A 24942-nucleotide genomic window follows, 5' to 3' on the forward strand; every position below is an offset into this window, starting at 1 on the left:
CGGCTTGCCGCCGCTTTCACAGGCGAAGCTTGCTTCGCCCGCTCACCGAAGCAAGCTTCGGTAACCAAAGCGCAGGCAAGCCTGCGCACTCCAAACCTTTTTCACAATAACGAAGTTGCATCCACATCCACCGTCACCTTAACCGTCTTCGGCAGTTTCATCATTCCGAACGCCGCGCGGATGGCGTCATTCATCGTTTTCGTCCGCGCCGCCCGCAACAGAATCTGCCAGCGGTATTCGCCGCGCATCCGGGAAATCGGCGCAGGGATGGCCGGTGAAAGTACAATTCCACCCGCCGCCGTTTTTTCTAAACATTGGAAAAGCTTCTCCGCCGTCGCTTCCACCTCGGCCTCGTTTTTGCCGCGCAGTGTAATGCAGGTCAAATGAGTATAAGGCGGATAACCCAGCTCTTTGCGGAAGGCCATCTCCTGTTCGCAGAAACCTTCAAAATCCATTCGCCGCGCGGCCTGTACCGCCGGATGGTGCGGCGTGTAGGTTTGCACGATCACCTCGCCAGCCGCCTCGCCGCGCCCGGCGCGGCCCGCTACCTGCGTCAGCAGTTGAAATACCCGCTCCCCGGCGCGGAAGTCGGCCATGTGCAACGCGTGGTCAGGATTCACCACGCCGACCAGCGTGACGTTCGGAAAATCCAATCCTTTGGCGATCATCTGCGTGCCGATCAGAATATCGATTTTGCCGGTGCGGAATTTTGCCAGTACATCGCGGTGCGCATTCTTGCGGCGCATCGTGTCGGAATCCATCCGCTCGATCCGCGCTTTCGGAAACAGCTTTAACATCACTTCTTCAATTTTTTCCGTACCGGCGCCGCCGTGGCGGAACTTGTCGGACTTACACTCCGGACAGCGCACCGGCACCGGTTTTTCTTCGCCGCAGATGTGGCAGACCAGCTTTGCCCGCGCCTTATGAAACGTCATGCCGACACTGCAATGCTCGCATTCCGCCACATAGCCGCAGTCAGGACAGATCAGCGACGAAGCGAATCCGCGCCGGTTCAGGAAAATCATCGTCTGTTCGGCGCGGTCAATCCGGATGCGGATGGCTTCGACCAGCTCGCGAGAAAACAGCACCGGCTTACCTTCCCGCTCTGCCGCAATGCGCATGTCCACAATATGGATCGGCGGCATCCGGCGGTCGTCCACGCGGATCGGCAGTTCGACGTAGCGGTATTTGCCGCTCTTCGCATTGGCGTAGGATTCCAGCGCGGGCGTCGCCGTACCCAGCACGACGGCGCACTTTTCCATTCTGCCGCGCATCACGGCGGTGTCGCGGGCGCTGTAGCGCGGCACTTCGTCCTGCTTGTAGGTCGGCTCGTGCTCTTCGTCCACCACGATCAGGCCGAGATTATGAACCGGCGCAAACAGCGCCGAACGTGCGCCGACCACAATCTGCGCTTCGCCGGAGCGGATGCGGTGCCACTCGTCGTAGCGTTCGCCGTCGGACAGCGAGCTGTGCAGAACGGCCACCCGCTCCGGCTTATCGGCAAAGCGCGAGCGGAAACGGTCAACGGTCTGCGGCGTCAGCGCGATTTCAGGCACCAGTACAATCGCGCCTTTGCCCTGCTCCAGCGCATGGGAAATCGCCTGTAAATAAACTTCCGTCTTGCCGGAACCGGTCACGCCGTGAAGAAGCAATACCGGCGGATCGGTTTCGTCCATCGCTTCGACAATCTGTTTCAGTGCCACGGACTGCTGTTCCATCAGCGCCAGCGGTTCGGTCTTGAGCAGTTCAACGCCTTCGTGCGGATCGCGGTAAACCGACTCGTTGGAAATCGTCACCAGGCCCTTTTTCTCCAGCGTTTTGATGGTTGCCGCAGAAACTTCCGCCGCAACCGTCAGCTCCATTAGGAGCATCGAACCGGCGCGTTGAAGAAGATCAATTATTTTTTGCTGTTTGGGAGTTAACGTAGACGCGACGCCCCCGTCGCGTTCTTCTCTCTTAAAAATGCTGTATGTCCCTGATGCAAGCCCTTTGGGGTTTTCTTCAATATACCGCCTGAACTTTTCCAGACTCTCCGGACTGCGCACGATATGGTCAAATGACCCCTTCTGCCAAACCGACTCAGACTGTCCTGTCAGTTTCTTGATCTTCCGGGCAGATATTGATTTCCACGCCTGAACAATCGCGGAAAGAGTGTGGTCTCCAAGAGGAGAGACCAAAACATGGACATGATTCGGCATAACAATATAACTTCGGAGATCATACTGCACACCCTGCTTTGCATACAGTGCATCAACAACAGGCTTGCGTAGTTCCGGTCTTTGAAAAACGCAGAAACCAGATCCCTGATCAAGCCAGCGCTCGAAGCGTTCTGTAAAACAAGTTCGGTATGTCTGTTGCCACTCAGCTAAATGCGACGAGGGCGTCGCATCTACGTTGTCTTCTGTAGACACGACGCCCTCGTCGCGTCCTGCCGCTGGTTTAGGGTTTTCAGCAAGCCATTCATCCCGTTCCTTCTGCCACTGCTTCAGCTTTTCCTGCGGCAAAGAGTCAGCCAGCCGGAAAGTCACGAAATAGGTAGTGCCGTCCTGCCGCCAGTGCGAAAGGCTGCCGCCAGAAGAATGAGAAACAGCCAAGGATAAATCAAAACTGTTAAAACGCGACGAGGGCGTCGCGTCTACATTCAGAGAAACCGTCAGCTGTTTCTTGCCGCCACTTTCTTTGTTGCGGACAACGGCGGGAAGCAGAGTCCGCACGCAGGTTTCGAATGGTGCCAAATAGTAAGAAGACATCCAGCGCGCTAACTCCATGACCGATTCGGTAACCAGCGACTTTTCGCCCAGTACTTTACCGATGGGTTTGAGATCACCAAAAGCCGACTTATCCGCAAAACCGACCACGAAGCCGGTCACCGTCCGCGACCGGAACGGCACTTCGACCCGCGAGCCGATCTCGACCAGCGGACGGAGCGGCTCGGGAATCAGATAGTCGAACTCACGGTCCAGCGAGAGGTCAACAGCGACTTTGGCAATGCGGTTCATTGGGAACAGAGAGTAGCCACGAAGAGCACGAAAAGACACAAAAAATAAGCGGCCAAAGCCGCTTAATCTCCAATGATTTTCACGAGGACGCGCTTGTCGCGCAGGCCGTCGAATTCGCCGTAGAAAATCTGCTCCCACGGGCCGAAGTCGAGCTTTCCGCCGGTGACGGCGCAGACGACTTCGCGCCCCATGATCTGTCGTTTCAGGTGGGCATCGGCGTTGTCCTCAAACCCGTTGTGCGCGTACTGGCTATGTGGTTTTTCCGGCGCCAGCTTTTCGAGCCATTTGTCGAAATCCTGATGCAATCCGCCTTCGTCGTCGTTGATGAAAACGCTGGCGGTGATATGCATGGCATTGACGAGACAAAGTCCTTCTTTGATTCCGCTTTCGCGCAGACACCCGTTCACTTCAGGAGTGATGTTGATAAAGGCGCGCCGACGCGGCGCTTTAAACCAGAGTTCTTTGCGATAGGATTTCACTGGCCGCTCCTGTCAACGGTTCAGGCTTTCGGCAGCGCGATACGCTTAGCGTCGTTCCAAAGTTTTTCGAGGTCGTATAGATTGCGCATCTCAAAACTGAAAACGTGAATCATCACGCCGTCGTAGTCCACGATGACCCAGCCGCTGTCGCCGGTTCCGGCGGCGCGGTAGCCTTCGTACTGCTCGTTTTTGCAGAGGCGCTGAAGACCGTCGCTCAACGCCTTGAGGTGCGGAGCATTGGCGGCGGTGGCGATGATGAAATAATCATACAGACTGGACAACGGACGCATGTCGAGTATGGCGATATTCTCGGCCTTTCTGTCGTCCAGGAACTTGACCGCCTTCTGCACAACCTCCGACAATGGCCCCGCTTTGGGAGCCGCCTTCTTCGGCACGGCCTTGGCGGGTTTTACGACTGGCTTCGCCTTGGGGGCGGCCTTGGCAGCTTTTTTGACCGGTTTCGAGGCGACAGCTTTTTTAACCACCTTTTTCTTCGTCACTTTTTTCTCAGCCATATAATCCATGCTCCGCAATATACATTTCCACTTCTGGCGGCACAAGGTAGCGGATACTCAGCCCTTCCGCCAGCCTCATCCGGATATCAGAGGCGGAAATTTCGATCTCGTGAATCCGGATCAAACGCTCCATCAGCCGGGTTTTCCAAGGCTCGGAAAGCTTAATCTTTGCCGCAATCTGCGCCGAATCCTCACCGCCACGCGCAAACGGTACGATGGTACACATTTCGAGCAGTTGATCCACATTCCGCCACGCATGGAGAATGGTCAGCGAATCAAGCCCGACAATGAAAAACAGCTCCGCGCCGGGATGCTCGGACTGGACCTGCGTCATCGTATCGAAGGTGTAGGAAACCCCGCCGCGCTGAAGCTCCATATCCGAAACCTCAAAGCTCAGATTTCCCTCCGTGGCCAATTGAAGCATTTCGAACCGGTGACGCCCTTCGGCCAGCGCCTTGCCCTGCTTATGCGGCGGCACGGCGGCGGGCACAAAAATCAGACGGTCGAGCTCCAGCTGTTCTACGGCGTCCTGTGCAATCGTCAGATGTCCCATGTGCACCGGATCAAACGATCCGCCGAACACCCCGATCCGCTCTCTGTTTTTTCCAGACATTGGAAAATTTTTACCACAGAAAACACAGAAAACACGGAAAATCTAATGTTTGGAAACGTAGACGCGACGCCCTCGTCGCGTTTCTTAACTGGAACAACGCGACGAGGGCGTCGCGTCTACATTCGGGAAAATCTTTACCAGCCTGCCGCGCCGTAGCCATACGAAGGCGGGCCGCCGCACTTGCCGCCGCGCCTGTCAACTGCTACAAGTCAGAGATTCTCAGAAAAGGAGCCAGCTCATGCGGAAATTCATACTGCTGTTCATCCTGCTCGCCGCATCAGTTCACGCTGGGTCTTATCCCGGACTCAAAGTACAGGGGCGGTACCTTTACGACCCTGCCGGTGATCGGATTACCCTGCGCGGCGCCAATGCCATGATTGTCTTCTGGGACCGCTACGGAGAAAACAATTATGCCGAACTCGCAAAGACCGGCGCCAACTGCTGCCGCATTTTCTGGTCGACGGGACACGAGTCGGAACCCGTCATGCCGGCATCGGATCTGGACAAGACGCTGAGTAATTGCATCAAAAACAAAATGATCCCGATCGTGAGCGTATGGGATGCTACCGGTGACTGGAGCAAATTCCAGAAGTGCGTGGATTACTGGACCCGCCCGGACGTTTCGGCGGTTTTGAAAAAACATGAAAAATATCTTCTGCTGAACATTGGCAATGAAGTCGGCACGGTCGTCAGCAATGAAGTGTTCCGCGAAAATTATAAAACCGCCGTAAACCAAATCCGGAAAGCCGGCATTCACGTTCCGCTGATCATTGATGCCGACGGCTACGGCCGTAATGCAAAAACCCTGCTGGAAAACGGACCGTATCTGCTGGCCGAAGACCCCGATCAAAACCTCATTTTCTCGTGGCACCTGTGGGATCCGATGAAGTACGGCGGCGGCTCCACCGATTCAATCCGCAAGTTCATCGACGGCTCAATTGAAAAAGACATCTGCTTCATCGTCGGCGAGTTTGGCCCCACCGAATTCGGCGACCAGCCCGCCTCCGGCAAAGTGAACTGGGAATACCTGATTGAATACGCCGACAAAAAAGATATCGGCTGGCTGGCCTGGGTATGGAACTTTTCGGACCGCCACTCCATCGTCAACCCGGCCACCGGAAAATTCGGCGACTGGACCAACTCGCCCTGGGGCGAACAGGTCGCCGTCGCCAGTCCTTACAGCATAAAAAACACAGCCAAGAAAACACAGTGGCTGGAGAACGGCGTCAAAGGCGCGAAATGAATTCCTTCTAGCGTGGAAGCGGCTTCCACTTTGAGCTCTTGGCGGCTTTGCGCAAGGACTTCAGGCGTCCAGCTTCTTCTTCAGCATGGCGATGACGGTTGGCGGATTGGCTTTGCCTTTGCTCTGTTTCATGACGTAGCCCATGAGGGAATTAATAGAAGCCGGATTGCCCGCTTTATAATCCGCGACGGCTTTGGCGTTTCCGGCGATGGCTTCTTCGGCCCATTTTTCGAGCGCGCTGTCGTCGTTGACCTGCGCCATGCATTTGGCTTCGACCACTGCTTTCGGGTCGCCGCCTTCGGCAAAAAGAATTTCAATCAGCTCATTGGCCGCACTGGAACTAATGGTTCCGCCGCCGACCAGATCAGCGACCTGCGCCAGCGTTTCCGGTGTCAACTGGCTTTCGTCAACGCTGATGCTTTTCTCGGTAGCGAGGCTGGCGACTTTTCCCATCATGTAGTTTGAAACCAGCTTGTACTGCTTGGTTTTGTGGCAGGCGGCGTCGAAGAAATCCGAGATGTGTTTTTCGGCGGTGAGGACTTTGGCGTCGTAGTCGGGCAGGCCAAGTTCTTTGACGTAGCGTTCGCGCCGCTGAACCGGCAGTTCCGGCAGTTCGGATTTCCACTGAGCAATCTGCGCGGCGGAAATTTCGACGGGAAGCAGATCGGGCTCGGGGAAATAGCGGTAGTCGTGCGCGTCTTCTTTGGTGCGCTGGGAAAACGTTTCGCCGCGGTCGGAGTCGTAGCCGCGCGTTTCCTGAACCACTTTGCCGCCATTTTCGATCAATTCGATCTGGCGCGCGATTTCATACTTGATAGCCTCGACGATGAAACTGGGCGAATTCATGTTTTTAATTTCGACCTTGGCGCCGAGCTTTTCCTGTCCGACCGGACGGACACTGACGTTGACGTCGGAGCGCATGTGCCCTTTTTCGAGGTCGCAGTCGGAAATGCCACCGTATTCCATGATCAGCTTGAGGGCCTGAATATAAGCGAAAGCGTCGTCAGCCGAATGCATGCACGGCGTGGAGACAATTTCCATCAACGCGGTACCGGCACGGTTATAGTCGATCAGACTGCCGCTGGCGGCGTGCGTATTCTTGGCGGCGTTTTCTTCCTGATGAATCCGCTCCAAGGTGAAAGTTTTCAGCTCGCCGTTCACTTCCGTCACAATCTTTCCGCCGAGGCAGAGCGGCCGGTCGGCCTGCGTGATCTGGTAGTTTTTGGACATGTCGGGATAAAAATAGTTTTTGCGATCCCACTTGGAGTGCGGATTGATTTCGCAACCGAGCAGCAGTCCCGCCTTGCAGCAGAGTTCGATGGCTCTGGCGTTGAGCACCGGAAGCGCGCCAGGATAGCCGAGGCAGACCGGACACACATTAGTGTTCGGTTCCGCGCCGTACTCGTGCTTACAGCCGCAGAACATTTTCGTCCGCGTCTTCTGCATCACATGGGTCTCAAGTCCAATACAGGCTTCGTATTTCATAATCAATTTTCTAAAATTTCGGTTTCTGGCGGTGCCATTCCGTCGTCTGTTCGTAGGCGTGGCCGACCTTGAGGATGCTCGGCTCCATAAACGAGTCGCCGAGAATCTGGAGCCCGATCGGCAGACCCGCTTTGGAAAATCCGCACGGGACGCTCAGCCCGCAGATACCCGCAAGATTGACCGGCGTGGTCAGAATATCGTCGAGATACATCTTGAGCGGATCGCTGGTCTTCTCGCCGATTTTATACGCCGGTGTCGGAGTGACCGGCGCGAGAATCGCGTCGCAATGAGCAGATGCGGCTCTAAAATCATTATGAATCAGCGTACGGACTTTCTGGGCGCGCAGGTAATAGGCATCGTAGTAGCCGCTCGACAGCACATAGGTGCCGAGAATGATGCGGCGTTTGACCTCGGGGCCGAAACCGGCGGCGCGGGTTTTGCCGTAGAGTTCAATCGGATCGGCCCCGTCTTTGCGCAGTCCGTAACGGATGCCGTCGAAGCGCGCGAGGTTGGCGGAAGCTTCCGCTGTGGCGATGATGTAATAGACCGCAATCGCATACTTCGAGTGCGGCAGGCTGATGTCCACAATCTTCGCGCCAAGCTTTTTACAATGTTCGATCGCGTTGCGGACCGCTGTTTCGACTTCCGGATCCATCCCTTCGACGAAATATTCCTTCGGCAGGCCGAGCTGCATCCCCTTCAAACTGTGGTCATCGGTCAGATCTTTTGAATAGTCTGGAACGGGCAAATCGACCGTGGTGGAATCCATAGGATCTTTACCGGCCATTGCGGTGAGCAGAATGGCGGCATCCCTGACCGTCTTGGTGATCGGACCGATCTGGTCGAGCGATGAGGCGAAAGCGGTCAGGCCATAGCGGGAAATCATGCCGTAGGTCGGCTTAAGGCCGACGCATCCGCAGAAGGCGGCGGGCTGGCGGATCGATCCGCCGGTATCGGAGCCGAGTGCGGCAATCGCTTCATCCGCGGCGACGCTGGCGGCCGAACCGCCGGAGGAACCGCCGGGAACGTGGTCGGTATTCCACGGATTACGGGTCTTTTTGAAAGCCGAGCTTTCCGTGCTCGAACCCATGGCGAACTCGTCCATGTTGACGCGACCGAGAAAAACAGCGCCCGCTTCGCGCAGTTTGGCGATGGCCGTGGCGTCGTACGGCGCAACGTAACCCTCGATAATCTTCGACGAACAGGTGCAAGGCTGACCTTTGACGTTCAGCAAGTCTTTGATCGCCAGCGGAATGCCAAGTAGCGCGCCCTTTTTACCAGCGGCACGCGCCTTGTCGGCGGCTTCGGCCTGTGCCAGTGCGGCGGCGCGGTCGATGGTCAGGTAGGCACCGATCTTTCCGTCATGCGCGTCAATCGCGGCCAGCACGTCGTTGACGATTTGCACCGAAGTGCATTTTCCCTGCTCCAGCAGGTCGGAAAGTTCAGAAATAGTTTTTGTGTTTAGTCCGGCCATGATTATTCCATAATTTTCGGGACGAGAATCTGCCCGTCGCGGGCGGCGGGGGCGTTGGCGATAACGGCGTCGTGATCAAGTGAAGTCCGGGGAGTATCTTCGCGAAGCACATTGACCAGCGCCATGGCGTGCGCCGTCGGCTCGACGTTCGACACGTCGAGTTCGCCAAGCTGCTCGACGTAGGTGAGCACTTGATCGAGCTGTCCCTGAAACAGTTCCGCCTCGCCGTCGGCAAGGTGAATCCGCGCCAGATGCGCGATATAGGAAACGTCCATATGTGTTGAGTCGGCCATGCTTTTCTCCAAATGAGGCCGAACTATAGACAGGCCGCCGAAACGGGGCAAGCGGCAACTGCGTTGCGGCCTGCTTGATCCGAAGGACTGGCAAACTTTGAGAAATACACAAACAAGAAGTAAAGCCGGAACTTAGGGCGTACTCGCCCGTAGATCCGGCTTGTAAGCCTGAAAGCCGGACCCACGGCTTCGCCTGAGTTCCGGCTATACCGACAGCTCAATCGCGAAATGCCCCAACAATTCATCCGCAACGCTGTTGCCTGCGTTGGGGCTTGCTGTTTTTTCCAATCCTTGAAAAACTCCCCGCCCAATTCAGAGAGGACTCCATGAACAAAACATCGAAACAATTTCTCGCGGATATGATCAACGCCATCAGCCCGTCCGGCTATGAACACTGCGCGGCGGCCGTCTGGAAAGAATACGCCAAGCCATTCGCCGACCGGGTTGAAACCGACGTTCACGGCAATTCACATGCGGTGATCAATTCCGGCGGAAAAGTCAAAGTGATGCTGGCCGGTCACTACGACGAAATCGGCTTCCTGATTTCCCATATCGACGACAAAGGGTTTCTCTGGATTGCCCCGATCGGCGGCTGGGATCCGCAGATCGCGCAGGGCCAGCGGGTGGATATCATCGGCAACGGCGGCAAAGTGGTGCGCGGAGCGGTCGGCAAAATCGCCATTCACCTGCAGGAAGCTGAACAGCGCAAAAAGGTTTCCGAAATCAAAGACCTCTGGGTCGATATCGGCGTGAAGAACAAAAAAGAAGCAGAAGCGCTGGTCAGTATCGGCGACCCTCTGGTCATCCAATACGGCTTTGAAGAACTGCAAAACGGCCGCGCCGTCGGTCGCGCCTTTGACGACCGGGCCGGAGCCTTCGCGATTCTGGAGGCGGGCCGCCTGCTCGCCAAAATGAGCACACAGTGCGAAGTGCATGTCGTGGCGACCGTTCAGGAAGAAATCGGCCTGCGCGGGGCGCGGACGGCGGCGTTCGGTATCGAACCGGATGTCGGTATTGCTGTGGATGTCACCTTCGCCACCGACCATCCGAACATCGGCAACGTACTGCATCAGGAAGGTAAAGTGGAACTCGACGGCGGACCGGTCGTCACCCGCGGCCCGAACATCAATCACAAGCTGTTCGACCTGATTATTAAAACCGCCAAAGAAGAAAAAATCCCGGTGCAGATCGTCGCTGAAGCGCGCGGCACCGGAACCGACGCCAACGCCATTCAACTTAACCGTGCCGGTGTCGCCACCGCGCTCATCAGCATTCCGCTGCGCTACATGCACAGTCCGTGCGAACTGCTGAGTCTCGCCGATCTGGAAGCTGTTTCTAAACTGCTGGCCGCCGTGGTCGCTAAAATCACTCCGCGCACCAACTTCATTCCGTTCTAAAATGAGCGCCCCCGACACTCTGCGTATTTTTCCGGAACAGTGGCTAAACCCGATTGATTTCCGGAACAGCTTCGATCAGCCGGAACGCCCGTTCGAAATCGACCTCGGCTGCGGCAAAGGCCGGTTCCTGCTGGCGCGCGCGCGCAAGTTTACGGAAACCAATATTCTCGGAATCGACCGCCTGATGAATCGTATCAAGCGGCTTGATAAAAAAATCGTGCGGCACGGTCTGTTCAACGCCCGCGTCCTGCGCGGCGACGGTTATTACACCGTCACGTATCTCGTGCCGCCGGAAAGCGTGGACACCTATTACGTTTTCTATCCCGATCCGTGGCCGAAAGGAAAGCACCACCACAACCGCATCTTCAACGAACTGTTCATGGATGCCATCGCACGCACGCTGAAGCCCGGCGGAAAACTCCACGCCTCAACCGACCACCTGCCCTACTTTCAGGAAATCTGCAAACTGATTAAAGCCGACAGCCGCTTCGAAGAAACTGAAACCTTCGTTCCGTCCGAGGATGAAGTGTCCGATTTTGAACTGATCTTCGCCCACAAAACACCCGGCCGCTGTTCGTTCGTCCGGAAATGACGAAGGAAAGCGTTAATAATGCGGCGGGCGGTCGTGGCCGCCGATGTCGTTTGATTCGGAGCTGGCGGCGAGTTTTTCTTCGAGGAGTTCAACCCGGGCCGTTAGCCGCTTGACCTCAAGTTGTTGCTGGTACATCTCCGCGCTAAGATCCTCCAGCATCCGGCTCTGATCCGAATAAAGCATTTCCAACTTGGTCAGCCGATTTTCCATACGATCAGCCGCCGTAGGTTTCTTCGTAGTCGGCCTGCGCGGCTTTGATCACTTCTTTGGCCCGATCGGCACCATAGAGTTCGATCACCTGCACATTGGCTTCGCCGCCAGCGGGACGTTTGTAGGTTTCAAAATAGTGGAGCAGGCGGTCGAGCAGAACCTTGCGAACCTGATCGACACTGTTGACGTGCGACCAGAACTGATCTTCGTGCAGGACAGCAATGATTTTATCGTCAGCCTCGCCGTGATCGACCATCTGGACTCCGCCAATGACGCGGGCGTGCAGGATGACTTCGCCACGGTTAATCGGCCGTTCGGTGATAACACAGACATCCAGCGGGTCGCCGTCGCCGCGCTCTGAGGTGGGGGACAGTTTTTTCACCCGCGCGCCGCAATAGGTTTTCGGAATGAAGCCGTAAAGGGTCGGCGGCATCGACGAAGTCAGCTGAGGGCGGTCAACCAGAAGATAGCCGGTGGTTTTGTCCACTTCGTACTTCACCGAGTCAAACGGCGTCATTTCGATATAGGCATTGACGACATCGGGGGCCTGTTCGCCAATATCAAGACCATGCCACGGATGCGGGCGCCAGCGGTAGAAAGTTTGTGGAAAGCTCATGGTTTAGACATTCGTAAATCCACCTGTTTTTGGCGAGTACATAGTTACAGGATAAAAATAAAGTGCCCCTGTCCGCCTCTTATGGCATGGTGTGCGCATGAAAATCCTCTTTACAGGCGATATGGTCGGCAGTGCGGGTCGGCAGGTTTTTCAGCGTGTGACCGACCGGCTGCGCGCCGAAGGCCGGATCGATCTCGTGATCGCTAACGCCGAGAATGCCGCCGGAGGACGCGGGCCTTCGCCGGAAATCGTCGAGGCGCTTTTCGCCGCCGGAGCCGCCGCGCTAACGCTCGGCGACCACGCATGGGACGATAAAAACCTGACCAGCCTACTGGAAACCGAAACACGACTGATCCGTCCGGCGAATTTTCCGCCCGCCGCCGCAGGCCGCGGAATGACAACCATCGAAACCGACGAAGGGCCGATCTGCATTATCTCGCTGATCGGGCGCGTTTTTCTAGATCCGGCCGACTGCCCGTTCCGCGCCGCCGACCGGCTGATCGGCATGAGCAAAGCCAAAACCATTCTGATTGATTTCCACGCCGAGGCGACCTCGGAAAAAATCGCGCTGGGCCGCTACCTCGACGGACGCGTCACCGCCCTGCTCGGAACGCACACTCACGTTCAGACGTCGGACGAAAACATCCTGCCGAACGGCACGGCTTATATCACCGACCTCGGTATGACCGGCCCGAAAGATTCCGTGATCGGCCGCGAAGTGGAGCCGGTTATTCAGCGCTTTATCACCGGCATGCCGCAAAAGTTTGATACGTCAAATAAAGATCCGGCGCTCGAAGGCGTCATTCTGGATATCGATATCAAAACCGGCAAGGCCCGCTCGATTGAACGGATTCGCGAAAGAGCCTGATGGAAGAAACGCGGAAAATTTACAGCGTCGCCGAACTCAACCGCGCCGCGCGGTTTACGCTCGAAAACGGCATCGGCGAAGTGTGGGTCGAGGGCGAAATCTCGCGCCTGACACGCCAGTCGAGCGGTCATTGGTATTTCACTCTCAAGGACGAAGCCGCCGCCGTTTCCTGCGCCATGTTTAAACAGAATAACGCCGCCGCGACGTTCGAGCCGAAGGACGGACTTAAGGTGCGTGTTCTCGCACAAGCCAGCCTCTACGAGCCGCGCGGAAGTTATCAGCTCATTGTCCGCAAGATGGAAGAAGCCGGTAAAGGCTCGCTTCAGGAGCAGTTCGAAAAACTGAAAGCCAAGCTGTCCGCCGAAGGGCTGTTCGACGCCAGCCGTAAAAAACCGCTACCGCTTCTGCCGCAAAAAATCGGCGTGGTCACCTCGCCCACCGGCGCGGCGATCCGCGATATCATCAACGTGCTGACACGGCGGTTTCCGAATATTGAAATCCTGCTCGCGCCGGTTACCGTGCAAGGCGAAGGCGCGGCGGAAAAAATTGCCGCCGCAATTGATTATTTGAATACATACAACAGGAAAGTAGGACAGGCTTCCAGCCTGTCCACAGAGAGTGAGAAGTTCTTCACCCCATGGCTCCCTGTCGATATAGAAAAGCGTCATCTACCGCATTGGAATCAGGACAATGCCTCCTACTTTGTCACCTTCCGGCTGGCTGATTCACTGCCGCATGAAAAACTCCAGCTCTGGCAACAGGAGCGCATCCAATGGCTAAAGTCGCATGACGAACCTTATTCTAAAAACGAACTAACGGAATATTCGAAACTGTTCAGCGAACGGATTAATCAATGGCTGGACGTCGGTTCGGGATCCTGTCTGTTGGCCGAGAAGCAAAACGCGTCCGTTGTAGAAGCCGCAATGCAACATTTCGACGGCAATCGCTACCGGCTGGGCTCATACGTGATAATGGCCAACCATGTTCACGTCCTTGTCTCACCACTGCCCGGCAATAACTTGGCAGATATTCTTCATTCGTGGAAATCGTTCACAGCAAATCGGATTAATGAACAAACCGGGCGACGCGGTGCCGTATGGCAGGATGAATCATACGACCACATTGTGCGAAGCCCGGAACAACTGTCTTTTTATAACGACTACATTCGGAAAAATCTCAATCAGTCGAAAGAAACGGCTGTGGCACGAATAGACAGGCTGGAAGCCTGTCCTACTTTGCCGATCGATCTCATTATTGTCGGGCGCGGCGGCGGAAGTATTGAAGACCTTTGGGCGTTCAACGAAGAAGTCGTGGCGCGAGCCATCGCCGCATCGCGGATTCCGGTCATCTCGGCGGTCGGCCACGAAATTGATTTTACGATCAGCGATTTCGTCGCCGATGTGCGCGCGCCAACACCATCAGCGGCGGCCGAGCTGGCCGTGCCGGTCAAAGCCGAACTGGAAATGCAGATTGTGCGGTTGGCCGCGCGGCTCGGCGGTTCACTGCAAAATCAGGTTCATATTCTGCGTGAGCGGATTCCCGGATTTCGTCAGACCATGGTTCATGCACTGACGGACGGGCTCCGGTTACGACAGCAAAAGGTGGATGAAACCAGCCGAACGCTTGCCGAGTGTTTGAAGAATGCGGTAACAATTCAAAAACAACGCCTGCCCGGATTGCAACAGACTATGGATCACCGGATGGAAAGTGCGGTGGCAGAACGGAAACAGAATCTGCGCAGGCTGGAATCTCAACTGCGTGCATTAAGCCCGCTGGCCGTGCTGGATCGCGGTTACAGCCTGACACAGACGGAAGACGGCACCGTTGTGCGTGATATCGCGCAGATCAGAGCAGGCGGAACAGTTCGTACGCGATTGGCAAAAGGGACGTTCATTTCAGAAGTCAAAAAGAAGGAGGCATGAGTATGGCCGAAAAAACGGTAGATTTTGAAAAATCGCTCGAACGGCTCGAAGCCATTGTTGAAGAAATGGAAGGCGGTGACCTTTCGCTTGAACAGATGATCAAGCATTTCGAGGAAGGCTCTAAGCTGGTTACACTTTGCTCCGGCAAACTCAACGAGGTGGAGCAGAAGATCGAGAAGCTGGTGAAAAAAGGCGGCGTATTATCTGCCGAACCGTTCGACCCGGATAAATAAAAAAGGTTTCCGGACTCCGGACCTGAGCTATTGCGAAAGTGCTTTTGGTATCCAAAAAGAAGCGCCCCAGCTAAGGGGCGCGATAAACCTTTTCCCTGAACCTCGAAACAATTTTTACATGCCGGGGCCGGCAATGTAGCTTTGCAGGTTTTTGATCACGAATTCTTTTTCCTGAATCATGAATTTGACAATATCACCGATGGAAATCACCCCGACAACCTGATCGCCATCCAGCACGGGCAGGTGGCGAATGCGCTTGTCTGTCATCAGCTCCATACAGCTTTCCAGCGTAGTATCGGCCTTCACCGTAGTCAGCTTGGTGGACATGATTTCACTGACTTTAGTGCCCTTGCCGCATTTGTCCTTTAGATAGACTTTGCGGATTACGTCACGCTCAGAAAAAATTCCGACCAGTTTATTCCCGTCCATAACCAGCGCAGTTCCGGCCGACTTTTCAGCCATTTTGGAAATCGCGTCGCGAATAGCGGTTTCGGGAGATACGGAAATCAGTTCTTTGCCCTTTTTCTCAAGCAGTTTAGCAACGTTAGCCATGTCATTATCCTTTCTGTTGAAAATCGCTGTCTTCAGTTTTTATTATACGGGGCGCGCCGCCTCCATACAAGGTTTAGTCGTTTATAGAACGCCCGCTGACACCATCGCCTTCTGCAAAGTTTCCTTATCTGTCGCGCTCATCTCGCAAAGCGGCAGGCGGTAAACCTCTTCGATTTTACCCATCATGGCCAGCGCGGCCTTGACCGGAATCGGATTGGTGTCAACGAACATGGCATCAAAAAGCTTCACGTACTGGTTATGGAGAAGTTGAGCGGCATCCCAGTTGCCTTCCAGAGCGGTGTGGATGAGCGAAGCCACCACACCCGGCACCACGTTTGAGGCCACGCTGATTACGCCGATCGCGCCGTCACGCATCATCGGTAGCGCCAGAGCGTCGTCGCCGGAAAGCACTTCAAGGTCACAGACATCCAGTGTCTGGCGAACCCGTTCCACCTTGCCGCCCGCCTCTTTGACCGCCACCACGTTCGGATGAGTCGCCAGCCGTGCTACGGTTTCGATGGCAATTTCGCGGCTCGTACGGCCCGGAACGTTATAAAGTACCACCGGCAAACCGATATCGGCGACCATTGAAAAATGGCGGAAAAGCCCTTCCTGATTCGGCTTGTTGTAATACGGCGTTACCTGAAGCGTGGCATCCACGCCCAGCTCCTTGGCCAGCGTCGTCAGTTCGACCGCCTCGGCGGTTGAATTGGCGCCCGTTCCGGCAATCACCAGCACACGGCCATGAACCGCTTTGACGGTTTCTTCGATCACCTTCATGTGCTCGTCGTTGTTGAGAGTCGGCGACTCGCCGGTCGTACCGACCGGCACAATTCCGTCAATTCCGTTTTCGATCTGAAATTCGATCAGCTCGCGATAGCGGACGAAGTCAACTGATCCGTCCGCGTTGAACGGAGTGACAATCGCTGTATGGGCTCCTTGTAGCATGATGTTCTCCTTAGGCACGAGACTATGCGCTATACCTTAAATTTATTCAAACCAGCAAAATCAAGCGTGGCAAAATAATCCTGAACCGTTTCGGCGCGACGGATCTGGACGACCTCGCCGTTTTCGCGCAACAACAGTTCGGCGGAGCGCAATTTGCCGTTGTAGTTAAAGCCCATCGCATGTCCGTGTGCACCGGCATCGTGAATCACCACGAGGTCGCCGATTTCAACCGGCGGCAGCGCACGGTTGATGGCGAACTTATCGTTGTTTTCGCAAAGCGATCCGGTTACATCACAGACGAAGTCATGCGGCAGGTTTTCTTTCCCAGGCACGGTAATGTGGTGGTAAGCACCATAGAGTGCCGGACGCATCAAGTTCGCCATGCAGGCATCGAGACCGACGTACTGCTTATAGGTGTTCTTTTTGTGAAGCACGCGGCTGACCAGCCAGCCGAAGGGGCCGGTCACCATCCGCCCGCATTCCAGCCGCACGTCGAGCGGGCCGAGCCCGGCTTTTTCAATTTTCTCGGTATAAAGCTTGCGGATGCCTTCGCCAACAAGCGCCAGATCGACCGGCTTTTGCTCCGGCTTGTACGGAATGCCGATTCCTCCGCCAATGTTGACGAATTCAAATTCAATTCCCAGTTCGGCGGAAAGTTCGCCAACCAGATCAAACAGCAGATGCGCTGTTTCGATGAAATAGGTCGCGTCGAGTTCGTTCGAAGCCACCATCGTGTGCAGGCCGAAACGTTTCACACCTTTGTCGCGCAGAATCCGGTAGCCTTCAAAAAGCTGCGGGCGGGTGAAGCCGTACTTCGCCTCTTCAGGATGGCCGATAATCGCGTTGCCGCCTTTCAGCGGGCCGGGATTGTAGCGGAAGCAGACCAGTTCCGGCAGTCCGGCGCACTGTTCGATAAATTCAATATGCGTGATGTCGTCGAGATTGATAATCGCACCGAGCTGTACGGCCTTCACATATTCATCGGCGGGCGTGTCGTTGGAAGTGAAAATGACTTCTTCGCCGGAAAGACCGATCGATTCCGCCAGCATCAGCTCCGGAAGCGACGAGCAGTCCGCGCCGAACCCTTCGGTTTTCAGAACTTTCATCAGGTACGGATTGGGCGTGGCCTTGACGGCGAAATATTCCTTGAAGCCCGGGTTCCACGCAAACGCGGCTTTCAGGGCGCGGGCATTGGCGCGGATGGCCGCCTCATCATAAAGATGGAAAGGCGTCGGAAATTTTTTCGTCAGCGCTTCAAGCTGTTCACGGTTTAAAGGACATTTCTTTTGCGGCATTATTCGCTCCGGTTTTCAGACGATAGGAACATGGAGCTGCTTATTTGGTTTTCACCGGCTTGGCGAGCTCTTCTTGACTTAGAAATCCATCCCCATTCGTGTCCGTGGCATTAAAAAAGGCTTCCGCCGCCTTCTGGTCAAACTCTTTCCCGGCTTTTTGGGCCAGCTTGGTGCGTGCAGCATAGCACTCTTCCCGGCTGACCAATCCGTCGTGATTTACATCTGCCGAGCCAAACGCCTGAAATACACAAAGCGTCATCATAACCAGTGTTCCGCATAATATTTTCCGCATACGCCCTCCTTGATCCTTTAAACATGCCTGCGACCGGATTTTTGTAATCTCTTCCCGATCGACTCTCAATACAAATCCAGCAGGAACGCTTGGTTCTCTAAAGACAACTCATCCGCTCTGTAATCAATCGTACCGACGGCCTAAAAAACAGCTGTCCTAAAATTTGGTTGCGGGACAATACAGAGAAGCGTAAACAGGCGGGCAGTCTCTCATGTGGGAGGCATGTTTATCAGAGGTAAAAGACCGGGAGGTTGATATGAACCGTTTATTTTTCGGCACGATAATGGTGACGGCGTTCGTTGCGATACAGGCATCGGCGCAGAACGCTCCTAAGTTTCACGCGGCAGATGCGGATAAAGACGGAATCGTCACAAAGCAGGAATTTCTGAACAAGCAGGCCGAATGGGCCAAGATCCAAAAGAGAGAGTGGAGCAACGCCGACGGCGAAAAGAAATTTTCAGAAAAAGATATTAACGGTGATGGGGTTATGTCTGGCGACGAACTCCTGCCTCCGCAGAAAAAATAGAAATAATCAGAATTACTTTTCATAAAGACCCGCCGGATTTCCCCGGCGGGTTTTTGTTTGAAAGCGCGAAGCTGAATTGACTCCGAACAACCCGCCACTCTATTTCCGCGGACCGTCAATGCGGTTGATGATGGAGCGAATGACGGTGAGGTAAAGTTCGTCTTTGAGGACAAGGTCTTCGACGCCGTAATCGATGCTGGGGTTATCGTTGACTTCGATCACAACAACCTTATCCCCGATCTGCTTGAGATCCACGCCGTAAAAACCGTCGCCAATCAGGTTGGCGGCTTTCAGCGCAGTCTGCACAACCGCAGGCGGCGCGTCTTCGACCCGCAAGGTTTCGCTGTCCCCGTCAAGATTTCCGGGTTCGCCGGCCCAGTTGCGAATCTGCCAATGACCGTCCGCCATATAATACTTGCAGACATAAAGCGGCTTGCGATCGAGGATGCCGACGCGCCAGTCGAAATCCGACGCCATAAATTCCTGTGCGATGATCAGGTCTGATTTTTCAAACAGCTCGTCCAGCTGAGTGCGGAACTGTGCTTCGTCTTCCGCCTTAACCACGCCCTGCGAGAAGGCGCTGTCAGGCTGTTTAAGTACACACGGGAAGGTGATCCCCAGACTCGCCGGCGAACTTTTCAACGATTCTTTCTGAAGGATGACGGTGCGCGGTGCGGGCAGCTTGGCCTGCGCCAGCCGTTCCGCGAGGTACACCTTGTTGGCGCAGCGCATGATAGACCACGGATCATCAATGACAACCAGACCTTCGGCGTGGGCCTTGCGCGAAAAGCGGTACGTATGGTGATTCACCGAAGTGGTTTCTCGGATGAACAGTGCGTCGAATTCGGGCAGACGGCTATAGTCTTCCCGCGTGATAAATTCGGTATAGACGTTGAGTTCGTCGGCGGCTTCCTCAAACTGCCGGAGAGCCCGAGCGCAGGACGGCGCATTTTTTTCTCCCGGATTAACCAGAATGGCGAGGTCGTAGGCGTACTGCTGAATCCGTGTGTCATGGAAACGCTTGCGCGAAAAATAAGTGCGGGCGAATTCGGCGATGTGCGCCTGATCAACTTCCGGAATTAACCCGAGCGAAAGCGGCGTAATCTGCTGAATCAGCCACTTTTTCGTGAATTCAAAACTGACTTTGAGCAGCGGTGCTTGAAATAGATTATAGAGAGAGCGCCCGATGTAGCGGTGTTCAGGCAGAACAGTCTGACCGAAATAAATGTAAAGGGTGATTTCTTTTTCCGCCACCTTGGCGAAGGTTTTCTGAATCAGCTCATCGATATCTTCCGCAATGGTGCGAATGATGGTCTGCGAACGGAAATCCTGCATGGTGGTCACGCTGGGAATAGCGCGGTGATCGCGGGCAGCGGCCAGCAGAGAAACGTAATACCCGACGGACTGATACCGGTACGAACGGCAGAGATTGAACACCCGCGCGTTTTTCATTTCCGCATAACGGCTTTCGGTCAGATAGGCCTTAGCCGAAACCACTTCGACTTCCTCGATATCAAACGTCCAATGCGCTGGATTGTTTAGAATAATCAGATTACGAACGGCCACGAACGCGCCCTCCTTTGAGCGCAGATTTTAATTCCAGTCGCATGCGGACAGCGTGACGGCCCGATGCATGATAATCCTGAAGTATTTTTTTGATTTCAAAACCGAAACTCTCATACCATTTGATGAGGGCGGGTTTGCTGTGTTCCGCCTCGAGCGTCACAGCCGTACGGTCGGCGCGCCGAGCCAGACTCAACGCCATTTCCATCATCTGCCGACCCGTCCCGCTGCCGCGAAAAGCAGGCAGAACGGCGATGGAGAAAATTCGCAGGGAGCGCGGGTGATGGTAGAGCACCATGGCGCCAACGGTTTCGCGGCCGGCAACGGCAACCCAGACGCTTTGGATCGGACTTTTTAGACTATGCCGCAAGGCGCGTGGACTGGCGCGCAAGTCGTCATGAAAACAGGTTTTTTCTATAACCTCAATCGCCGGAAGATCGTCCCGTGTCGCGGCCCGGATGTGGATGGTACTCATGCGCCTTTCTTGTAATTTGGAGTCCGCTTACTACCACCGTTTGAAACGGCACACCAGCAGGAATCATCAGGAAAATATTTTCCATGCTGTCGGGATTTCCGGTTGGGCATTCCCGCCCCGCCGGAATAGCCTTTCACGGAATCGAAAACGGTTAAGCAGGGCCAAAATCTCAGCTGACGAAATAACCCGTCCCGCGGGAAAATTACCCCGCAGGACGCACCTCAACGGCAGGTTATTTCTTCTGCATCGCGGCGCGAACACGCAGACGAAGAGCGTTCAGCTTGATAAAGCCGGTCGCGTCAGTCTGGTCGTAGCCGCCCGCTTCGTCAAAGCTGACAACCTTCGAGTCGTAGAGCGAATACGGCGAACGGCGTCCGCAGATATGCACGCCACCCTTGAAGAGCTTCACGCGCACATCGCCGGTGACCATTTTCTGACTTTCCAGAATCGCCGCCTGAAGCATTTCGCGCTCCGGTGCGAACCAAAAGCCGTTATAAACCAGCGTGGCATACTTCGGAATCAGCGAGTCGCGCAGATGCATCACTTCGCGATCCATGGTGATGGATTCCATGGCGCGATGCGCGTGGTGCAGAATCGTTCCGCCGGGAGTTTCGTAGATGCCGCGATCTTTCATGCCGGTGAAGCGGTTTTCGACGATGTCGATGCGTCCGATGGCGTGTTCGCAACCGATAGCGTTTAGTTTACGGATCAGCGCGGCAGGCGAAAGTTTTTTGCCGTTAACAGCAACCGGGATGCCCTTTTCGAAACTGATTTCGACATACTCCGGCTTGTCAGCGGCCTGTGACAGCGGCTTGGTCATGCACCACATATTTTCATCCGCCTCATTCCACGGATCTTCCAGAATGCCGCCTTCAAAACTGATGTGCAGCAGGTTGCGGTCGGTGCTGTATGGCTTCTTGGCGGAAACCTGACAAGGAATACCCTTCTCCTCCAGATAGTTGATCATGTCCGGGCGGCCCTTGAACTTAAAGACTTCCGGCATGCGCCACGGAGCGATGATTTTGATGTCGGGCTTCATCGAATAAGCGGTCAGCTCAAAGCGAACTTGATCGTTGCCCTTGCCGGTCGCGCCGTGACAGATGGCTTCCGCGCCCTCGGCGATGGCAATATCCATCATACGCTTGGCGATCAGCGGGCGGGCAATCGAAGTGCCCAGCAGATAAGTGCCTTCATAGATGGCGTTCGCCTGCATCATCGGAAAAACGAAATCCTTCGCGAACTCTTCGCAGACATCGTCCACGATACATTTAACCGCGCCGTGCTTGAGCGCTTTGGCTTCCAGCCCGTCGAGCTCTTCCTCCTGCCCGACGTTTGAGCAGTAGCAGATCACTTGCGCGTTAAACTGTTCCTGAAGCCAGGTCAGAAGCACCGTCGTGTCCAGACCGCCTGAATATGCCAATACAACTTTCATCATTTTCTCCTGAATGTAGGACAGCCATCTTGGCTGTCCAGACAGGCTGGAAGCCTGTCCTACCTTTGTTTAAAACGGAATATCGTCATCAAATTCACCGGGAGCCTGAGCGTCGTCCGGAACCGGCGGACGGTCGTCATCAGCGGGAGCGCCGCCGTCTTCAGCCTTAATGCGCCACGCCTGCAGGTTATTAAAATAGCGTCCGTTATATTCTCGACCGCGGATATCAAATGTCACGGTCACCACCTGACCCTCTTTCAGCCCGTCGAGCATCGTGACCTTATCCTGAACGCACTCCAGCGCAATGTCCTGCGGATATTTTCCGTCCTCGACCGTCACCACGAACTCGCGCTTGGTAAAGCCCTTTGTTCCGAAGGTCTGAGCCTCCTTAACAACCTTAATTTTCCCTGTTAAATCATACGCCATAGTTTTCTCCCTGAATTAGTGGATCGCACTATTCAACAGACCGCAGAGAATTTCAACCCTTCTCCGCCTTTCATGTTCGCGGATATGTTGCCAACGCCAGTGTACCTCGGGAATTGACTTCACCTGAGCCCTGACCTAGAAGTGCTGTGGACTCGAAAACACTTCAATAGAAAGGGTTGTATGTTAAAAAAGCTCATTGCTGTTATCGCCGGTTTCGCGGCACTCGCCGGAGCCGTTCCGGCCGAAAAGTCGGCTCTACCCATTCAGGGCGGCGAACGAATTCTATTCATCGGAAACAGTTTGACGGCAAAGTTGCCGGAAGATCTCAATGCATTTTTTAAGGCTAACGGACTTCCGGCGTTTGAAGGGTATCGGTTGCAGATTTGGAACCAAACCTTTGAAACACACTGGACCATCTCAAGAGAAACGCATCCCGATCTCTTTCAAAACCCAATCCCGGCAACCGCCAACGGCTATGCAGTCAAAGGCGATTGCACCCTTTGGAAAAAAGGCCAGTACAACGATCCGAAGTATATTGATCGCGGCTACATTCTGGCGGCGGAAGCCATTCGCAACGGAACGCCGGACGGCAAGCCGTGGGATATTGTGGTGCTCCAAAGTTACCGCTCTTTCCTTGAGACAAATAAAATGACCCCCGGCCCGAACGGCAAACCTGTCTTTGAAGGACCGTTCATGAAGTACGGAGCACTGTTGCTTGATGAGATCAAAAAAATCGGCGCGCAACCGCTATTTTACGAGCCTTGGGTAATAAACCCGGAAAAAGGTGGCGATCTAAATGACCCGAAAAGTTACTTCAACGCCAGTTCCGCCCGTGTCGTCACAAACCACAAAATACTGAGCGATGCGTATGGCAAAGTGCCCGTCATCCCCGTCGGGCCGGCAATGTGCATTCTATCGAAAGAACGCCGCCCCGCCGAAGCCCCCGTCGGCTGGTTAATCACGGACAATGTTCACCCAAGCGCCTTCGGCGCAGCCCTGAGAATCTACACGATCGGCTCCGCGCTGAGCGGCAAACCGGCAACGGAGCTGCACTACGAATGCACCACCAAAAGCGAAAGTGATCGTTACGCCATCGGTGGGAAATCGATTATGAATAAAGGCCGCAAGGACACGATGGTTCTCACGGCGGAAATCGATAACCTGATCAAAGAGGTGGCCGCTGAACAGTTGAAACTGTCCGGATTTTAACTCTTTCCGGCCAGATATGGTTCACAGCGCGGAATGAGCGGCGCGGGAACGCGGACAAACAGTTCGGCGAATTCGCCTTCGTACTTTTCCTCCAGCACGGTTGCCGACTGTTTCAACTGCGCCAGCAGGCGGCCTTCACTCATCGGGATCGCCAGCTTCATCAGCTGGCTGTCGCCTTTAAGATTATCGGCCACCCCGTTCAGCAGATCTTCAACCCCTTCGCCGGTAATAGCTGAAACGGCGGCGGAGCGGCGCAACGTATAAGCCAACTGCCGCGCAACATTCCGTCCGGCATCCTTATCAATCTTGTTCAGCACATAGAGCACTGGTTTATCTTCCGCGCCGATTTCTTTCAGCACCGTATTCACCGCCGCGATCTGCTGTTCGACCTGCGGATGAGAGCAATCAATTACATGCAGAATCAAATCGGCTTCGACCACTTCTTCGAGCGTCGCCTTGAACGAATCGACCAGATGGTGCGGCAGTTTACGAATAAAACCCACCGTATCGGTCATCAGACATGGCTCGCGGTTCGGCAGTTCGACCTGCCGCGTCGTCGGGTCGAGCGTCGCGAAAAGCTGATCTTCCGCATAAATATCGGCGTCCGCCAGCCGGTTCAGCAATGTGGATTTTCCGGCGTTGGTGTAACCGACAATCGAAACCAGCGCCCAGCCGTGGCGCTGACGTCCGCGCCGCTGTTCGGCGCGGCGTGTGCGCACCAGTTCCAGCTCCTTCGTCAGTGTGCGGATTAAATTCTGAATACTGCGGCGGTCCATTTCGATCTGCGTTTCGCCCGGCCCTTTAAGACCGATACCGCCCGCCTGCCGTTCCAGATGCGTCCACATGCGGCGAAGACGGGGAAGCAGATAGCGGTGCTGCGCCAGCTGAACCTGTAAACATCCTTCTTTGGTTCGCGCCCGCTGAGCAAAAATATCGAGAATCAGCTGAGTCCGGTCGAGCACGCGCACCGCCAGCGTCTCTTCCAGATTACGGCCCTGTGCGGGAGAAAGATCTTCGTCGAAAACCACCAGATTAGCGCCGCTTTCCTTCACCATCTGCGCCAATTCATCCACCTTGCCTTTGCCGATAAAATGCGCGGCGTGAACCTTGGACTGTTTGCAGAGCATCTGGCCGAGCACTTCTGCGCCCGCGCTCTCCGTCAGCTGCACCAGCTCGGCGAGCGTATCGAACGCATCCTGTTCGCTGTTCCGTCCGCGCACCTGCACGCCGACCAGCACGGCTCGCTCCTGAGCATGAGGTATCGTTGTCTTCATCTCTTTCATAA

Annotated in this window: 26 protein-coding genes; 8 read left to right on the forward strand and 18 right to left on the reverse strand. The window is 55.1% G+C overall.

Annotated features, from left to right (window positions below; all coding sequences use genetic code 11):
* Positions 1-101 precede the first annotated feature (101 nt).
* The 4 genes from priA to HOO88_06380 form a co-directional block, all read right to left on the reverse strand.
* Entirely contained in the window at positions 102-2999 is a 2898-nt protein-coding gene (priA, locus tag HOO88_06365; GenBank protein NOU36376.1) for a primosomal protein N', read from the reverse strand.
* 62 nt (positions 3000-3061) lie between these two features.
* On the reverse strand, positions 3062-3478 hold the full coding sequence (locus HOO88_06370) for a YjbQ family protein (GenBank protein ID NOU36377.1): 417 nt from the start codon (positions 3476-3478) through the stop codon (positions 3062-3064).
* A gap of 20 nt (positions 3479-3498) precedes the next feature.
* On the reverse strand, positions 3499-3993 hold the full coding sequence (gene rsfS / locus HOO88_06375) for a ribosome silencing factor (GenBank protein NOU36378.1): 495 nt from the start codon (positions 3991-3993) through the stop codon (positions 3499-3501).
* Positions 3986-4606 carry a nicotinate-nucleotide adenylyltransferase gene (locus HOO88_06380; GenBank protein NOU36379.1) on the reverse strand — a complete coding sequence of 207 codons (621 nt, stop codon included), beginning with the start codon at positions 4604-4606 and terminating at the stop codon, positions 3986-3988. The genes rsfS and HOO88_06380 overlap by 8 nt, the downstream gene beginning before the upstream one ends.
* A 238-nt stretch (positions 4607-4844) precedes the next feature.
* Here HOO88_06380 and HOO88_06385 point away from each other — a divergent pair, with 238 nt between their 5' ends.
* Positions 4845-5849, forward strand: a complete 1005-nt coding sequence (locus HOO88_06385) for a cellulase family glycosylhydrolase (GenBank protein ID NOU36380.1) — start codon at positions 4845-4847, stop codon at positions 5847-5849.
* A gap of 60 nt (positions 5850-5909) precedes the next feature.
* Here HOO88_06385 and gatB read toward each other — a convergent pair whose 3' ends face one another.
* Genes gatB through gatC form a run of 3 tightly spaced genes read right to left on the reverse strand, consistent with a single transcriptional unit; the run spans position 5910 to position 9101 of the window.
* Complete coding sequence (gene gatB, locus HOO88_06390; protein ID NOU36381.1) at positions 5910-7334, reverse strand: Asp-tRNA(Asn)/Glu-tRNA(Gln) amidotransferase subunit GatB; 1425 nt, start codon at positions 7332-7334, stop codon at positions 5910-5912.
* A gap of 10 nt (positions 7335-7344) precedes the next feature.
* Positions 7345-8808: an Asp-tRNA(Asn)/Glu-tRNA(Gln) amidotransferase subunit GatA gene (gatA, locus tag HOO88_06395; GenBank protein NOU36382.1), complete on the reverse strand. Its 1464-nt coding sequence runs from the start codon at positions 8806-8808 to the stop codon at positions 7345-7347.
* Between the two features lie 2 nt (positions 8809-8810).
* On the reverse strand, positions 8811-9101 hold the full coding sequence (gene gatC, locus HOO88_06400; protein ID NOU36383.1) for an Asp-tRNA(Asn)/Glu-tRNA(Gln) amidotransferase subunit GatC: 291 nt from the start codon (positions 9099-9101) through the stop codon (positions 8811-8813).
* A 326-nt stretch (positions 9102-9427) separates the two neighbouring features.
* Here gatC and HOO88_06405 point away from each other — a divergent pair, with 326 nt between their 5' ends.
* Positions 9428-10498: a M42 family metallopeptidase gene (locus tag HOO88_06405; GenBank protein ID NOU36384.1), complete on the forward strand. Its 1071-nt coding sequence runs from the start codon at positions 9428-9430 to the stop codon at positions 10496-10498.
* Between the two features lies 1 nt (position 10499).
* Positions 10500-11090 carry a tRNA (guanosine(46)-N7)-methyltransferase TrmB gene (trmB, locus tag HOO88_06410; protein NOU36385.1) on the forward strand — a complete coding sequence of 197 codons (591 nt, stop codon included), beginning with the start codon at positions 10500-10502 and terminating at the stop codon, positions 11088-11090.
* A gap of 12 nt (positions 11091-11102) precedes the next feature.
* Here trmB and HOO88_06415 read toward each other — a convergent pair whose 3' ends face one another.
* Both HOO88_06415 and HOO88_06420 read right to left on the reverse strand, forming a co-directional pair.
* Entirely contained in the window at positions 11103-11300 is a 198-nt protein-coding gene (locus tag HOO88_06415; GenBank protein ID NOU36386.1) for a SlyX family protein, read from the reverse strand.
* Positions 11301-11304: 4 nt separating this feature from the next.
* Positions 11305-11916: an inorganic pyrophosphatase gene (locus tag HOO88_06420; GenBank protein NOU36387.1), complete on the reverse strand. Its 612-nt coding sequence runs from the start codon at positions 11914-11916 to the stop codon at positions 11305-11307.
* A 97-nt stretch (positions 11917-12013) separates the two neighbouring features.
* Between HOO88_06420 and HOO88_06425 the strand changes: the two genes are divergently transcribed.
* The 3 genes from HOO88_06425 to HOO88_06435 are packed head-to-tail and all read left to right on the forward strand — an operon-like array spanning position 12014 to position 14939.
* A complete protein-coding gene (locus tag HOO88_06425) occupies positions 12014-12784 on the forward strand; it encodes a TIGR00282 family metallophosphoesterase (GenBank protein ID NOU36388.1) in 771 nt (256 codons plus the stop codon).
* A complete protein-coding gene (gene xseA / locus HOO88_06430) occupies positions 12784-14706 on the forward strand; it encodes an exodeoxyribonuclease VII large subunit (protein NOU36389.1) in 1923 nt (640 codons plus the stop codon). The genes HOO88_06425 and xseA overlap by 1 nt, the downstream gene beginning before the upstream one ends.
* A gap of 2 nt (positions 14707-14708) precedes the next feature.
* A complete protein-coding gene (locus HOO88_06435) occupies positions 14709-14939 on the forward strand; it encodes an exodeoxyribonuclease VII small subunit (protein ID NOU36390.1) in 231 nt (76 codons plus the stop codon).
* 114 nt (positions 14940-15053) lie between these two features.
* On the opposite strand, the gene HOO88_06440 is transcribed toward HOO88_06435, so the two are convergent.
* The 4 genes from HOO88_06440 to HOO88_06455 all read right to left on the reverse strand — a co-directional run bounded on the left by HOO88_06440 (position 15054) and on the right by HOO88_06455 (position 18026).
* Entirely contained in the window at positions 15054-15491 is a 438-nt protein-coding gene (locus HOO88_06440) for a CBS domain-containing protein (GenBank protein NOU36391.1), read from the reverse strand.
* A gap of 81 nt (positions 15492-15572) precedes the next feature.
* Positions 15573-16439: a 4-hydroxy-tetrahydrodipicolinate synthase gene (locus HOO88_06445; GenBank protein ID NOU36392.1), complete on the reverse strand. Its 867-nt coding sequence runs from the start codon at positions 16437-16439 to the stop codon at positions 15573-15575.
* A gap of 29 nt (positions 16440-16468) precedes the next feature.
* Positions 16469-17734: a diaminopimelate decarboxylase gene (locus HOO88_06450; protein NOU36393.1), complete on the reverse strand. Its 1266-nt coding sequence runs from the start codon at positions 17732-17734 to the stop codon at positions 16469-16471.
* 40 nt (positions 17735-17774) lie between these two features.
* Positions 17775-18026: an EF-hand domain-containing protein gene (locus HOO88_06455; protein NOU36394.1), complete on the reverse strand. Its 252-nt coding sequence runs from the start codon at positions 18024-18026 to the stop codon at positions 17775-17777.
* Positions 18027-18282: 256 nt separating this feature from the next.
* Between HOO88_06455 and HOO88_06460 the strand changes: the two genes are divergently transcribed.
* Positions 18283-18552 (forward strand): hypothetical protein, encoded by a 270-nt coding sequence (locus tag HOO88_06460; GenBank protein ID NOU36395.1) that lies wholly within the window; start codon positions 18283-18285, stop codon positions 18550-18552.
* A 99-nt stretch (positions 18553-18651) separates the two neighbouring features.
* Here the strand turns inward: HOO88_06460 and HOO88_06465 are convergent, their stop codons facing one another.
* The 4 genes from HOO88_06465 to HOO88_06480 form a co-directional block, all read right to left on the reverse strand.
* On the reverse strand, positions 18652-20118 hold the full coding sequence (locus HOO88_06465) for a RimK family protein (protein NOU36396.1): 1467 nt from the start codon (positions 20116-20118) through the stop codon (positions 18652-18654).
* Complete coding sequence (locus HOO88_06470; GenBank protein NOU36397.1) at positions 20105-20590, reverse strand: GNAT family N-acetyltransferase; 486 nt, start codon at positions 20588-20590, stop codon at positions 20105-20107. The genes HOO88_06465 and HOO88_06470 overlap by 14 nt, the downstream gene beginning before the upstream one ends.
* A 232-nt stretch (positions 20591-20822) precedes the next feature.
* Positions 20823-22022 carry an argininosuccinate synthase gene (locus HOO88_06475; GenBank protein ID NOU36398.1) on the reverse strand — a complete coding sequence of 400 codons (1200 nt, stop codon included), beginning with the start codon at positions 22020-22022 and terminating at the stop codon, positions 20823-20825.
* A 69-nt stretch (positions 22023-22091) separates the two neighbouring features.
* Complete coding sequence (locus HOO88_06480) at positions 22092-22448, reverse strand: DUF3127 domain-containing protein (protein ID NOU36399.1); 357 nt, start codon at positions 22446-22448, stop codon at positions 22092-22094.
* 180 nt (positions 22449-22628) lie between these two features.
* Here HOO88_06480 and HOO88_06485 point away from each other — a divergent pair, with 180 nt between their 5' ends.
* The gene (locus HOO88_06485) at positions 22629-23657 is read left to right on the forward strand and encodes a hypothetical protein (protein NOU36400.1); all 1029 of its coding nucleotides are present in this window, start codon (positions 22629-22631) and stop codon (positions 23655-23657) included.
* On the opposite strand, the gene hflX is transcribed toward HOO88_06485, so the two are convergent.
* Positions 23654-24931 carry a GTPase HflX gene (hflX, locus tag HOO88_06490; GenBank protein ID NOU36401.1) on the reverse strand — a complete coding sequence of 426 codons (1278 nt, stop codon included), beginning with the start codon at positions 24929-24931 and terminating at the stop codon, positions 23654-23656. The two genes, HOO88_06485 and hflX, sit on opposite strands and share 4 nt — an antisense overlap.
* Positions 24932-24942: the final 11 nt, after the last annotated feature.

This window comes from Kiritimatiellaceae bacterium, assembly GCA_013141415.1.
Classification (GTDB): Bacteria; Verrucomicrobiota; Kiritimatiellia; order Kiritimatiellales; family Tichowtungiaceae; genus Tichowtungia.

Excerpts from the sequence above, each read along its gene's own strand:
- priA (NOU36376.1), bottom strand. The coding sequence starts at position 2,999 with ATGAACCGCATTGCCAAAGTCGCTGTTGACCTCTCGCTGGACCGTGAG.
- rsfS (NOU36378.1), bottom strand. The coding sequence starts at position 3,993 with ATGGCTGAGAAAAAAGTGACGAAGAAAAAGGTGGTTAAAAAAGCTGTC.
- HOO88_06380 (NOU36379.1), bottom strand. The coding sequence starts at position 4,606 with ATGTCTGGAAAAAACAGAGAGCGGATCGGGGTGTTCGGCGGATCGTTT.
- HOO88_06385 (NOU36380.1), top strand. The coding sequence starts at position 4,845 with ATGCGGAAATTCATACTGCTGTTCATCCTGCTCGCCGCATCAGTTCAC.
- gatB (NOU36381.1), bottom strand. The coding sequence starts at position 7,334 with ATGAAATACGAAGCCTGTATTGGACTTGAGACCCATGTGATGCAGAAG.
- gatA (NOU36382.1), bottom strand. The coding sequence starts at position 8,808 with ATGGCCGGACTAAACACAAAAACTATTTCTGAACTTTCCGACCTGCTG.
- gatC (NOU36383.1), bottom strand. The coding sequence starts at position 9,101 with ATGGCCGACTCAACACATATGGACGTTTCCTATATCGCGCATCTGGCG.
- HOO88_06405 (NOU36384.1), top strand. The coding sequence starts at position 9,428 with ATGAACAAAACATCGAAACAATTTCTCGCGGATATGATCAACGCCATC.
- trmB (NOU36385.1), top strand. The coding sequence starts at position 10,500 with ATGAGCGCCCCCGACACTCTGCGTATTTTTCCGGAACAGTGGCTAAAC.
- HOO88_06415 (NOU36386.1), bottom strand. The coding sequence starts at position 11,300 with ATGGAAAATCGGCTGACCAAGTTGGAAATGCTTTATTCGGATCAGAGC.
- HOO88_06420 (NOU36387.1), bottom strand. The coding sequence starts at position 11,916 with ATGAGCTTTCCACAAACTTTCTACCGCTGGCGCCCGCATCCGTGGCAT.
- HOO88_06425 (NOU36388.1), top strand. The coding sequence starts at position 12,014 with ATGAAAATCCTCTTTACAGGCGATATGGTCGGCAGTGCGGGTCGGCAG.
- xseA (NOU36389.1), top strand. The coding sequence starts at position 12,784 with ATGGAAGAAACGCGGAAAATTTACAGCGTCGCCGAACTCAACCGCGCC.
- HOO88_06435 (NOU36390.1), top strand. The coding sequence starts at position 14,709 with ATGGCCGAAAAAACGGTAGATTTTGAAAAATCGCTCGAACGGCTCGAA.
- HOO88_06440 (NOU36391.1), bottom strand. The coding sequence starts at position 15,491 with ATGGCTAACGTTGCTAAACTGCTTGAGAAAAAGGGCAAAGAACTGATT.
- HOO88_06445 (NOU36392.1), bottom strand. The coding sequence starts at position 16,439 with ATGCTACAAGGAGCCCATACAGCGATTGTCACTCCGTTCAACGCGGAC.
- HOO88_06450 (NOU36393.1), bottom strand. The coding sequence starts at position 17,734 with ATGCCGCAAAAGAAATGTCCTTTAAACCGTGAACAGCTTGAAGCGCTG.
- HOO88_06455 (NOU36394.1), bottom strand. The coding sequence starts at position 18,026 with ATGCGGAAAATATTATGCGGAACACTGGTTATGATGACGCTTTGTGTA.
- HOO88_06460 (NOU36395.1), top strand. The coding sequence starts at position 18,283 with ATGAACCGTTTATTTTTCGGCACGATAATGGTGACGGCGTTCGTTGCG.
- HOO88_06470 (NOU36397.1), bottom strand. The coding sequence starts at position 20,590 with ATGAGTACCATCCACATCCGGGCCGCGACACGGGACGATCTTCCGGCG.
- HOO88_06475 (NOU36398.1), bottom strand. The coding sequence starts at position 22,022 with ATGAAAGTTGTATTGGCATATTCAGGCGGTCTGGACACGACGGTGCTT.
- HOO88_06480 (NOU36399.1), bottom strand. The coding sequence starts at position 22,448 with ATGGCGTATGATTTAACAGGGAAAATTAAGGTTGTTAAGGAGGCTCAG.
- HOO88_06485 (NOU36400.1), top strand. The coding sequence starts at position 22,629 with ATGTTAAAAAAGCTCATTGCTGTTATCGCCGGTTTCGCGGCACTCGCC.
- hflX (NOU36401.1), bottom strand. The coding sequence starts at position 24,931 with ATGAAGACAACGATACCTCATGCTCAGGAGCGAGCCGTGCTGGTCGGC.